Here is a 12,173-nt window from a genome sequence, read left to right as displayed (position 1 = left end):
ACAACTTGGAGCTCTTCGGCCCACCCACTTCACGTCGGTGGGCGGTGGCCCGCGTGAGCACCGCGAGGGCGTCGGGAAGGGTGCGCACACCGCCCATTCGTGGCCGACCGGGCGAACTGGAGGTGGTCGGCGCGCTGGTCTCGGCGGTCGCCCAGGGGCGCGGGGACATATTGGTCATCGAGGGGCCGCCCGGGATAGGGAAAAGTCGTCTGTTGACCGAGGTCTTGACGCTCGCCGGAAAGGCTGGTGTTCGGACACTATTCGGCGAGGCCTTCGAGTACCAGCAGACGGTGCCATTTTTCTCGTTGTTCATGGCGACCCTGCGCGCAGACCCGCCCGTCGGTGATGTGGATGCTTTGCGCCGCTTGGGCACGTCGGCCGATCTGAGCTACTGGGTGGTGCGCGATTTGCAGGCCGCCATACATGCGGCCGCGTCCCGAACACCCTTGGCGATCCTCCTCGAGGACATCCACTGGGCCGATAACGCCACCCTGCTTGCGCTGCGGTCGCTGGCGACGAGGACCGATGCCCCCGTGCTGTGGGTGCTTACTGCACGAACCGGCGCCGGCGGCCCGGCCGTCCGCGAGACTCTGACCGCTCTGGAACGCGAGGATGCCAGATTTCTGCGGTTGGCGGCTATAACGCCGGACGCGGTCGCCGACATTGTTCAAGACGCCGTGCGAGCCAACGCGGACGCTTCGCTCCTAGGTCTCGCCGACAAGGCGCACGGCAATCCCTTCCTGCTAACGGAGCTGCTGCGAGGACTGGACGAGGACGGCCGGCTCGATGTCAGCGGCGGCCGGGCGGTCGCCACGGGAGACACGTTGCCGCGACGGCTCAGCGACACGATGCAGCAACGACTCGACCAGCTCTGCCACGCCGCGAGGGAGGTCGTGCAGGTGGCTGCGGTGCTGCCTGACCAGTTCTCGGCCCGGCTGCTCGCCGCGATGCTGGAACGTCAACCGGCCGCCTTGGTATCGGCGATAGAAGAGGCAGTACGCGCCGACCTACTCGTCGAAGACGGTGAACTGATGAGGTTCCGTCATGATCTGCTACGTGAAGCGACGCGGCAATCTTTGCCCCAATCGCTGCGCCGAGCGATGGAGCGGCAATCGGCAACCATCATGCTGGACATGGGGGCGGCGCCCGAGGAGGTCGCGACCCAGCTCGCCCGCAGCGCCGAGGTGGGCGATCAGGCCGCGATCACGGCACTTCGCCAGGCCGCACAGTCGGTGGCCAATGGCGATCCCAGCGTTGCGGCGGATTTGAGCAAGCGCGCGTTAGAACTCCAGCCCCTCGAAAATCCAGGACGTGGGGCACTCGTGACAGAAACGATCGTGCTACTGAATCGGGCCACCCGCTTCGAGGAAGCGCAACAGTTGGCCACCACCAGCCTGTCTTCCGCGCTTTCCCCCGAGGAAGAGGCCAAGATTCGTCTCCGTCTCCCGACGGTAATCACGGACACGACAACGCGACACATCGAAGAGAACCGCCGCGCACTTCAGTTGCCCCACCTCAGCGACGCCACCCAGGCACGACATCGGGCGTGGCTGGCTTACAACCTGGCGATGGACGGCCAAGACGGACAGGACAGCGCGGCCGCTAACGAAGCGGCGGCCGCGGCTGCATCCAGCGGCGATCTCGAGTCAAAGATTCTGTCCGAAATCGCAGTTGCCTGTCTCGACTGCGCCAGCGGGTACCCGGACCGCGCGCTACACCGCGTCGAGGAACTTCAGGCACTGACCCCCGCGGGTGATCCGACCGCTCAACACCTCGCTGCAATCCACCTGTCAAACCTGCTTGCCATCGTCGGACGGACGGAAGATGCCGCGGTGCTGGTCGCGCGCCGCACAGAAAGATCGCGAAAGGAACGCGACGGCATGGCCCTGCACATCTGGGGCCTGACCGCCGGAGGGGTGGAGGTGGCCGCTGGCCGGTTGTCGGCTGCCCGGGCCGCGATCGAGTCGCTGCCAGCTCCGGATCGAACGGGATCGACGTATGTAGACGCGAGGCGCATGTTCATCCTGGCGGAGGTGGCGGCGCGCACCGACGACCGAACGCTGTTGCTAGAGACCATGAGTGGGGCGCGCGATGCCTACTCCAACGGTTCGCCTTCCGTACGTCGCGAGGCGGCGGGCCTGCTAGGGCTGGCGGCGTGGCAGCGCGACGACGTCCATGAGGCGGTGCGCTGGCTCGGCAGCGATATCTCGCTATTTGTGACACCGTTCTTGCCAACGGTTTTGGATCAGCTGACCTTGACCGCGCGGGTGGCGTCAGCCGCAGGTGATGCCGGCCTGCTAACGCGTCTAATGGACGACGTTGAGGTGCTCGAGCGTGAGCGGCCGGGGGTTCGGTTGTTCTCGACAGTCGCCCAGCACACCCGCGGGATCCTCGAGCGTGATGCCGAGGCGTTGGTGGCTGCCGCAGAGTCGCTTCGCTCGTCGTCACGGCCCCTTCTTTACGCCAGCGCCTCGGAGGACGCGGGCGGCGAGCTGAGTCGCACACAGCACAACGCCGAGGCGCTCGAGCTGCTGAACGCGGCATTCGACACCTACATCGAGTGCGAAGCGATTGCCGATGCCCGCCGGGTCGGCCGCACGCTACGCCGATCAGGCGTAGAACGGCGCATCACGTACCCGCGGGCAAGAACCGGCTGGGACAGCCTCACCGACTCCGAACTCAAGGTTGTCAACCTCATCGCCGAAGGCGCGACGAACCGGTCCGTCGCGCAGCAACTGCACCTCTCCCCCAACACCGTGAAGACGCATCTACACAATGCCTTCGCCAAACTCGGCATCACATCGCGCGCACAATTGGCGCAGCTCATCCGGGGCGCCGATTGATCGACAGCAAATCGGACGCGCGAGGTCGGCGGGCTAGAATGACGTCCACTTGAGCGGCAGTCCGGCAGATCGTGAACAGGACACCCGATGGGGGCTTCAACTGGCATTTTCGATGTCGATGGTCAGCGGCTGGTCACTCCGCCGATCCGGGGGCGCTCAGACGAGCTCAAACTGATCGGCACCCTGATCGCGGCGGTCGCTCAGGGGCGCGGGGGCGTCCTGGTCATCGAGGGTCCACCCGGCATCGGAAAAAGCCGGTTGCTGACCGAGGTGTTGGTGCTGGCCGACACGTCTGAGGTACGCACCCTGTTCGGGGAGGCGTTCGAGTATCAGCAAACGGTGCCGTTTTTCTCGTTGTTCATGGCCACCCTCAGCGCCGATCCCCCGGTAGGCGACGCCGAGGCGCTGCGCCAGCTAGGCGGCTCGGCCGATCTGCGCTATTGGGTGGTGCACGATTTAGCCGACGCCATTCACGCTGCCGCAGTACAGAGCCCGCTGGTCATTGTGCTCGAGGACATTCACTGGGCCGATAACGGCACCCTGTTGGCGCTGCGGTCGATGGCCACCGCGCGGCCGGACGCGGCGGTGTTATGGGTATTCACTGCCCGCACCGGGGCCGGCGGGCCGGCCGTGCAGGAGACCTTGTCGGTGCTGCAACGCGCGAATGCCACATTCTTGCGATTGGGGGCCATCACGCCCGATGCGGTCGCCGACATGGTCCAAGACGCCGTTCGCGCGAAAGCCGATGTGTCGCTGCTGAATCTGGCCGCCAAGGCGCACGGAAACCCCTTTTTGGTCAGCGAGCTTCTCGGAGGGCTGGGCGAGGAGGACCGACTGAACGTTCGCGGCGGGCGGGCAGTTGCTACCGGACACGGGCTGCCGCGGCGTCTGGCAGTCAGTATGCAGCAGCGACTGGACGTGCTTTCCGATACCGCTTCGGAGGTGGTACGGGTCGCCGCGGTGCTGCCGGACCGGTTTTCGGTCGAACTGTTGGCCGCGATGCTGGAACGGTCGCCGGCGTCGTTGCTGTCGGCGCTGGAGGAGGCGGTGCGCGCGGACCTCTTCGTCGAGGACGGCGAGCGGTTGAGGTTTCGGCACGACCTGCTGCGCGAGGCGACCCGGCAGTCGTTGCCACAGTCGTTGCGCCGGGCGATGGAGCGTCAGTCGGCGTCGGTCATGCTGGGGATGGGCGCGGCGCCGGCCGAGGTCGCCACCCAGTTGGCACGCAGCGCCGAACCGGGAGACCGTGAGGCGATCGACGCGCTGCGCCAAGCCGCGCACGCGGTCGGCCGCGGCGACGCGAGCGCGGCCGCGGACTTGAGCAAGCGCGCGTTGGAGCTGTTGCCCGCCGACGACGCCGAGCATGCATCCCTGGTCGGTGAGACGGTGGGATGGCTCAACCGGGCCAGCCGCTATGACGAGGCCGAAGCGTTGGCCGACGTGGCCCTCTCGGAGGCGGCCTCGCCCGAAGTCGAGGCCGAAATCCGTCTCCGGCTACCGGTGCACACGAAGCACACTGACCAGCGGCGCGTGGCGGAGAATCGGCGCGCGCTTGACTTGAGCGGCATCAGCGAGGTCACCCGCGCACGGCATCTGGCGTGGCTGGCGTACAACCTGATATTCGACGAGGGCGGCCAACGGCGCGCGGCCGCCGACGAAGCGGCCGCGGCCGCGGCCGTCACCGGTGATCTGGAGGCCAAGATCATGGCCGGCGTCACCCACGCTCTGCTCGATGCCGGCGAGGGGTACACGTCGCGCGCGCTACAACGTTTCGATGAGCTCTGGCCGCTCGCCCACACGAATGAAACGGCTTTGGCGCATGCGTATGCCGGAATGTACAACGCAAACCTGCTGGCGGTCGTCGGCCGGTTGGACGACGCCGCGGCCCGGGTCGCCGAGGGTATCGGGCAAGCCCGCCAGGAAGGCAACGCGATGGCCCTCGCCATGTGGGCCGTCTTCAGCGGGCTTGTCCACCTCGCCGCGGGCCGGCTGTCGGCCGCTCGTGACGCGACGGAGTCACTTCCGCCCCCACAGCCGACGGGGGCAACCGAGCACGACGTCCTTCGCACGGTGATTCTCGCCGAGGTGGCGGTGCACACCGATGACCGGAACTTGCTGCAGCAGATGGTCAATGATGCGCGCCAAGCGCACTCCGCTGGCTCCGCCGGCATACGCCGCGGCTCGGCGTACGTGCTCGCGCGGGCGGCGTGGCAGCGCGACGACATTCACGACGCGATGCGCTGGCTCGGCGACGTCATCCTCTTGGCGACGCCGCTGTTCCCCCATGCACTGGTTCGGCTGATCTTGGGTGCGCGGGTGGCCTCGGCCGCCGGCGATGCCGGCCTGCGCGCACGGGTCCTGCAGGCCACCGAGGTGCTTAAGCGTGAGCGGCCCGCGGTGCCGCTCTTCGCCGCGGTGGCCGGATATGCCCGCGGGATCCTCGAACACGATGTCCAGGCCTTGGTGGCTGCTGCGGAGTCACTTCGCGCATTCCCGCGTCCGCTGCTCGCCGCCAGCGCCGCCGAGGACGCCGGCGGCGAGCTGAGTCGCACACAGCGCAACGCCGAGGCGCTCGACCAGCTGAACGCGGCGTTCGACACCTACCTCGAGTGTGGGGCTACCGCCGATGCCCGCCGCGTCGGCCGCGCGCTGCGCAGGTTGGGCACGGAACGGCGCATCGCCACGCACCCCCGGGCAAAAACCGGCTGGGACAGCCTCACCGACTCCGAACTCAAGGTCGTCAACCTGATCGCCGAAGGGGCGACCAACCGCTCCGTCGCGCAGCAACTGAACCTGTCCCCCCACACCGTGAAGACCCACGCGCACAACGCATTTGCAAAACTTGGCATTACTTCCCGCGCCCAATTGGCGCAGCTCAAACGCGGCATGGATTGACCAGCCCGTCAAATATCGGGCCACTACGCATACACCGCCCCGGCCCTAATGATCATCCGCCGGGCGATGGTGACGGACGCGTCGCGCTGCCAACGTAGTGATTGAGCCCTGACATGGGCGGATCGAGAGAATGATGATGAGCACGTTGTTGGGCATGTTGATGATGTTGCCGGTGGTGTTCGGTGTCGGTGGGTACGTGTTGGTGTCCCGACGGCCATGATGAGTCGGCGGAGCCGATTCATCGATGCGGGAGAGGAGAAATACGGTGAGCGCCCAGAGCGTGAGCGCGGCTCACGAGAAAATCCTCGAGCCCTTAGCGGGACGCGGGTCCGCCAGCCCAAGCAGGAACCGCAGGCGCGCGCCGGAGGTAATCGCCGAAAACGCTTCTGATTCAATGGCCTCACCGCGATCGATGCGCAGAACGAGCCCGCCCGACCCCGCGGAGAAGGACAGGGAATCGGAGCGGCCGGCACCCACCCAGGAAGCGGTAGCGCCGAGTGTTGGCGTCCGGATGCTCGGTTCAATCGATTCGGAGAGTTCGGGGAGTTCGCACATGACCGGCTCGGATGGCCGCAGGGACAACGGCTTTGGAGAAGCCGCCGCACGAGCGGTCCTGCTCGGCACCAAGCTGCACATCCCTGCCATCGGCGCCCAACTCGTTCACCGGACCACCCTGCTTGACGCACTGTCGGCGGGGCGCCGCCGCAGGCTGACACTGCTGAGTGCGCCGGCGGGATGGGGCAAGACGACATTGCTGGCTCAGTGGGTCCTCGGTGCGGACGACGATCAGCGATTCGGCTGGCTGTCCCTCGATTCCTCCGACAACGACCCGGTGTGGTTCTGGATGTACGTAATCGCCGCGCTGCAGAAGATCAGTCCGGCGGTGGGGATACGCGCGGTCGAACTGCTGGCGATGGGCGCCGACCCGGTGCAGGTCGTGCTGCCGACCTTGCTGAATGATCTGGACACTGTCGACGGTCCGATGGCGCTCATCCTCGACGACTATCACCTGGTGGTCAGTCGAGCGGTCCATGAGCAGCTTGCATTCTTTATCAGCCGAATGCCGGCCGATCTCCACTTGGTACTGGCGACCCGATCGGATCCGATACTGCCGTTGGCTCGGCTGCGGGCCAGCGGCGAGCTCGCCGAGATGCGAACTGATGATTTACGTTTCGGGCCTAATGAGGCCGTCCACCTACTGAACGGTGTCCTCGGGCTGGACTTGGCCGACGAAGATATCCAACTGTTGCACCGACGCACCGAAGGCTGGGCTGCCGGCCTCTACCTTGCCGCCCTGTCCCTTGCCGGCCGTGTTGATGCGCCGGCGTTCATCAGAACATTCGCAGGCGACAACCGTCATATCGTCGACTACCTGATGGCCGAGGTGCTCGAGGGTCAGCCACCCGAATTGCGCAGCTTTTTGCTACGTACCTCGGTCCTGGGACGACTCAGCGGTCCGCTGTGCGACGCGATGTTGCAAACATCCGGTTCGGCCGCGACCTTGGAGAAGATCGAGCGCGAAAACCTGTTTGTGGTGCCGCTCGACATGGCGCGTCACTGGTATCGCTATCACCAGCTGTTCGGAGAATTGCTGCGCACCGAGCTGCGTCGCAGCGAGCCAGATCTCGTCCCCGAACTGCACCGACGAGCCGCAACGTGGTTCGAGAGCGAGGGCCTGATCGACGAGGCGGTCCGGCACCTGGTCGCCGGCGGTGACATCGCGCGCAGTGCTGATCTGATTGCCGCGGACTGGCTCGACGAGTTCAACGGAGGCGGCCTGTCGACCGTCGCCGGCATGCTTGATCTGCTTCCCGAGCAGACCGTTCTACAGGATCCGCGGCTGAGCGTGGCGCGCGCGTGGATCGCCCTAAGCGTTGGCCGACTCGATGACGCCGCAGGATGGATCGAGGCGGTCGAGACCGGATCAGCGGGTGACACCGCAGACGCCCGCGCCATCAGCGCTCAAGTCGTCGTCTTGCGCGCGGTTCACTCATTCAAGACGGCTCAAGTCACCGCGGCGCTCGAGACCGCTCGCCAGGCGATCACCCTCGATCTGCCCGAAGCGCCGCTGGGCCGGGCCACGGCGTACGGCATCTATGGATCCGCGCTGTACTTTTCGGGCAGCACCGCAGAGGCGCAAGCCGCCTTCCGGCGGGCCGCAGAGCTTGCCGAAACTGTCGGCGACCGTCGCGCCCGCAGCCACGCGCTGGGCCATCTGGCGCTGATTTCGGCCGAGGCTGACCAACTCGCCGACGCCGAACGCCAAGTCCGCCGGGCTTCGGGCAGCTCCCGGCCCCTGACGGACGCCGAACACCTTGTGGACGTGATGGTCTCGCTCGCCACGGCCGAAGTGCTCCGTATGTGCGGCGACGCGGCCGCAGCGGTGGCCGCCGCCGACATGGCCATCGCGTCGGCGCGTCAAGGTGGGGCAATCCTCGAGGTGGCGAAGACGTTGTCGGTCAGGGCGAAGCTCGCCGAGCAACTCGGCGACCATCGCGCCGCGAAGGCCATCGCCGAAGAGGTCGACGCCCTGGTGAGCGGTAGCGCGGACGCCGCCGTCGCCGCGGCGGTGATCGGTTCGACCAAGCGCAAGGCGGGCACCGCGGCGGCTTCGCGCAACGACGCGTACACCGTCGACGAGGAGCTGACCCCCAAGGAGCTCGAGGTCCTTCGCCTGCTCGCCACCCGGCTATCACGGCGTGAGATCGGTGAGCGGCTGTACGTTTCGCTCAATACCGTGAAGAGCCACCAGCGCGCCGTTTACCGCAAGCTCCGCGTGGAGCACCGCAGCGCGGCGGTGAGCCGAGCCCGAGAACTCGGCCTGTTGTAGTTCCCGTGCATCGGTCCTGCCCGAACGCCTGCCGCTGATCACCCGGGTGAACAGACCGTCGGGTGATGACGATTCACCCGACGAGGCGGCAGCCTGATATGAGAACAGCGCAGCGGTAGCAACCGCCAGGAAGACCGAGAACGGAACCACGACATGCCAACGGTGATACCGCCATGAGGCCCCGGACCCCGGTCGCCATCGATGTCATGATTGACCCGCCGTTTATCTCCGATGCGGACATGGCATGGTCGCTGATCGATGCGATCAAGCCGTGTCTGACCGACTACGAGCGCACGGTTGCTTTCGTCGAATTGGGCTGCGGAGACGGATATCTCGTGATCCAGCGCATCCTCACTGCCCTCGTGTCGACCCCGTCGGCGTTGCCGATGGCGATCCTCGCGAAGCTGAGCAGGTGGCTGAATGGCTACGCAGGCAGCCCAGAGGAGCCGCAACTGCGGATGATGCTCGCCCTGATTTGCCTGCGGCGGTGCGAGGCCAGGAGTCGGAATGATTGAGCATCGCCGCGTCGAGTGGGAAGCCGACACGCGGCGCATCCGGACAGCCCGGCTGGTGCTGCGACCATGGCAACTCGATGATGACCTCGACGCATACGCCATATACGGCGCGCCCGAAGTGGCGCGTTGGCTGTGTCCGGCCTTGCCCCCCATCGTCGGTCGGACCGAAATGCGACACGTCCTGGCGACGTGGCTCGGCGAACGCGACCCGACGGGGCTGCCGCTCGGTCGCTGGGCAATCACCGACAAAAGCTCCGGAGACGTGTTCGGGGGCGTGGCACTGCTTCCGTTGCCGCCGGGCGGCACTGATTTAGAGATCGGGTGGCAGCTGTGTCCGAAGGCCTGGGGCTACGGGTACGGCGCGGAAGCCGGTCACGCGGTTGCCCATCTTGCATTCGAAAACCTCGGTGTGAGCGAGGTTTTCGCAGTCGTCCGACCGGAGAATCGCCGCGGTGTGGCTACCGCCCGACGGGTGGGCATGGAATGGGTCGGCGAGACCGACAAGTACTACAACCTCACGCTACAGGTCTATCGCCTGAGCAAGGCGGACCTAGACCTACCGGAGCCGGCGTGTGCGCCGATGAACTCGACTGGAAGCACGCCTTAGTCCGCCCGTTGCCGCTATCGCGCTCTCACCCGGGTGGATTGCGCGCGGGGGTGAGGACAACTCACCCGCTGCGCAGAGACAGTGGTCGTCGAGCTGAGCCGCGACCGCAGCCGCCGCGAAACACAGATATGGAGACGGCATGTCACAGAGCGAGGCCACGACCATGACGAGCGCCGGCCGAGGGAAGCCTCGAACGACCGGTATCGCCCCACTCGTCGCACGGTATGGCCTGGTCATAGTCCTGGCCTGGTTCGGCGCCATGAAATTCACAAACTATGAATCCCAAGGTATTTCGCATTGGGTGGCGCATAGCCCCTTCTTGGGTTGGGTCTACGAAGCCATGTCTATCGACACCTTTGGTCTTGTCAACGGATCACTGGAATTGATTACTGCAGCGTTGCTGGCCGTCAAGCCCTGGTTCCCGAAAGCTTCCGTGGTGGGCGGCATCTTCGCCTGCCTGTTCTTCGTGACCACCCTGAGTTTCATGATCACGACCCCCGGCGTCGGCGAGGCGTCTGCCGGCGGCTTTCCCGTTTTGTCCGCAGACGGGGAATTCTTGATGAAGGACATCGCGCTCTTCGGCTTAGCGCTGTGGCTGCTGGCGGACGCCGTCGATGCGACCCGCGAAAGGACGGGCGTCACCGCATCAAACTGGAGCTCCCCCTGATGAAGTTGCATGCGGCAGAACGGGAGCCGTGTTGACCCCGCGGGCCGGCGAACACTACGACCTCCTCGTCCTCGGCGCCGGCTCGGGGGGATACGTGGCCGCCATCCGCGCCGCCCAGCTTGGCATGACCGTCGGGATAGTCGAGGAACGCTATTGGGGTGGGGTGTGCCTCAACACGGGCTGTGTTCCCTCAAAAGCATTGCTGCGCAATGCAGAAATCGCCTCCATCATCACCCATCAGTCCGCCACGTTCGGCATCTCCGGCGACGTCAGCCTCGACTACGCCCGTGCCTTCTCGCGCAGCCGCGAAGTCGCCGAGGCTCGGGTCCGCGGCGTGCACTTCCTGATGCGTAAGAACAACATCGCCGAGATCGACGGCCATGGCCGTTTCACGAGTCCCCACAGCGTCCACGTAGACCTGCGTGACGGGGGCACCACACTAGTGACCTTCGACCAGGCGGTAATCGCCACCGGATCGCGCGTGCGCGAGCTGCCGGGGGTTGCCCTCAGCGAGAACATCGTCACCTATGAACAGCAGATTCTCAGCGCCGACCCGCCCGAGTCGATCGTGATCATCGGCGGCGGCAGCATCGGCATGGAATTCGCCTACATCCTGCACAGTTACGGCGTGCACGTGGAGATCCTGGAATTCGCCGACCGTGTCCTTCCGGGCGAAGATGCCGATGTTTCGCGAGAACTTCAGCGGCACTACCGGCGTCGCGGGATCACGATTCACACATCCACCCGGGTGGACAAGGTCGTCGACCACGGCGACCACGTCGTCGTCAGCCACACCGGAGCTGACGGAACGTCCGCGACGGCGCAGGCCGCACGGGCCTTCATCTGCATCGGATTTCGTCCCAATGTCGAAGGAATCGGTCTCGACGCCGCTGGAGTGCGTCTCGACGCCGGTGGTGCTATCGACATCGACGACTACATGCGAACGTCGGCGCCGCATATCTATGCCGTCGGTGACGTCACCGCCAAAGTTCAACTGGCCCATGTCGCTTCCGCCCAAGGCGTGATCGCCGCGGAAACGATCGCCGGTGTCGAGACGATGCCGCTGCATTACCGGATGATGCCGCGCGTGACGTTCTGCCAGCCGCAAGTCGCCAGCTTCGGCTACACCGAAGAACAAGCCCGCGCGGCCGGCTACCGCTTGCGGATCGGAACATTTCCGATGCAGGCCAGCGCCAAGGCCCACGGACTAGGTGAACGCGGCGGTTTCATCAAGGTGGTTGCCGACGACACATATGGCGAGATCCTGGGTGCGCATTTGGTCGGCAGCGAAGTCAGCGAACTCCTCCCCGAGCTGACGCTGGCGCAGCTGTGGGACCTCACCGCCACCGAGCTGGCGCGAAACGTGCACACCCATCCCACACTGGGTGAAGGGCTGCAGGAGTGCTTTCACGCTCTGACCGGGAATGCCATCAATCTGTAACTGACGCCTACGCGCGGCCCGTGATCTCGGTTACGGACCGGTGAATTCTCGCCGCAAGCGGGTATCCCGGGGCCCGAACTTCTGTAATTCACGATCGGAGCCGCGTCGATGCCTGTCAGCACGGTCAAGCCTCGCGTGGCCCAGATCGCGCTGGTCGCAGTCGTCGCATTCATCGCGTTGAGCGTCGCCATGTGCCACTCGGGCGGCACGGCGAGCAACACCGGCACCACCGGGAAACCGACCGTGACCGCGATCCCGCGCAGCCCGGCGCCCGCCGCGGCGCCGCCGCCGGCTCCCGCGCCACCCCCCGTCCCCAAGGATTACGTCGAGGGCCTGGTCCAGTCGGTGTCCGACGGCACGATCCAGCGCCGGACG

At 66.0% G+C, this 12,173-nt stretch carries 7 protein-coding genes and 1 pseudogene; all 8 read left to right on the top strand.

Annotation, left to right across the window (positions count from 1 at the left end; genetic code table 11):
- Positions 1–53: 53 nt before the first annotated feature.
- Positions 54–2,843 carry an AAA family ATPase gene (locus A9X00_RS26860; RefSeq protein WP_067160781.1) on the top strand — a complete coding sequence of 930 codons (2,790 nt, stop codon included), beginning with the start codon at positions 54–56 and terminating at the stop codon, positions 2,841–2,843.
- An 87-nt stretch (positions 2,844–2,930) separates the two neighbouring features.
- Positions 2,931–5,738, top strand: coding sequence for an AAA family ATPase (locus A9X00_RS26855; protein ID WP_067160634.1), 2,808 nt, complete (start codon positions 2,931–2,933; stop codon positions 5,736–5,738).
- A gap of 553 nt (positions 5,739–6,291) precedes the next feature.
- Entirely contained in the window at positions 6,292–8,568 is a 2,277-nt protein-coding gene (locus A9X00_RS26845) for a LuxR C-terminal-related transcriptional regulator (protein WP_067160630.1), read from the top strand.
- Between the two features lie 173 nt (positions 8,569–8,741).
- On the top strand, positions 8,742–9,083 hold the full coding sequence (locus tag A9X00_RS26840) for a tryptophanase (RefSeq protein ID WP_232006951.1): 342 nt from the start codon (positions 8,742–8,744) through the stop codon (positions 9,081–9,083).
- Positions 9,076–9,690: a GNAT family N-acetyltransferase gene (locus tag A9X00_RS26835; RefSeq protein WP_067160624.1), complete on the top strand. Its 615-nt coding sequence runs from the start codon at positions 9,076–9,078 to the stop codon at positions 9,688–9,690. Before A9X00_RS26840 ends, A9X00_RS26835 begins: the two co-directional genes overlap by 8 nt.
- A 139-nt stretch (positions 9,691–9,829) precedes the next feature.
- Positions 9,830–10,357 (top strand): YkgB family protein, encoded by a 528-nt coding sequence (locus A9X00_RS26830; protein WP_067160622.1) that lies wholly within the window; start codon positions 9,830–9,832, stop codon positions 10,355–10,357.
- A 31-nt stretch (positions 10,358–10,388) separates the two neighbouring features.
- Positions 10,389–11,798 carry a dihydrolipoyl dehydrogenase gene (gene lpdA, locus A9X00_RS26825; RefSeq protein WP_067160779.1) on the top strand — a complete coding sequence of 470 codons (1,410 nt, stop codon included), beginning with the start codon at positions 10,389–10,391 and terminating at the stop codon, positions 11,796–11,798.
- Between the two features lie 108 nt (positions 11,799–11,906).
- Positions 11,907–12,173: pseudogene (locus A9X00_RS26820) on the top strand (hypothetical protein); the annotation flags it as partial.

This window comes from Mycobacterium sp. 1245805.9 (assembly GCF_001672915.1).
Taxonomy (GTDB): Bacteria; Actinomycetota; Actinomycetes; order Mycobacteriales; family Mycobacteriaceae; genus Mycobacterium.
Note: the sequence above shows the minus strand (reverse complement) of the source record. Positions and strands in the feature narration are given on the sequence as shown.

What these genes read in the sequence shown, in the direction of transcription:
- A9X00_RS26855 (WP_067160634.1), top strand. Translation starts at nt 2,931, where the DNA reads ATGGGGGCTTCAACTGGCATTTTCGATGTCGATGGTCAGCGGCTGGTC.
- A9X00_RS26845 (WP_067160630.1), top strand. Translation starts at nt 6,292, where the DNA reads ATGACCGGCTCGGATGGCCGCAGGGACAACGGCTTTGGAGAAGCCGCC.
- A9X00_RS26840 (WP_232006951.1), top strand. Translation starts at nt 8,742, where the DNA reads ATGAGGCCCCGGACCCCGGTCGCCATCGATGTCATGATTGACCCGCCG.
- A9X00_RS26835 (WP_067160624.1), top strand. Translation starts at nt 9,076, where the DNA reads ATGATTGAGCATCGCCGCGTCGAGTGGGAAGCCGACACGCGGCGCATC.
- A9X00_RS26830 (WP_067160622.1), top strand. Translation starts at nt 9,830, where the DNA reads ATGTCACAGAGCGAGGCCACGACCATGACGAGCGCCGGCCGAGGGAAG.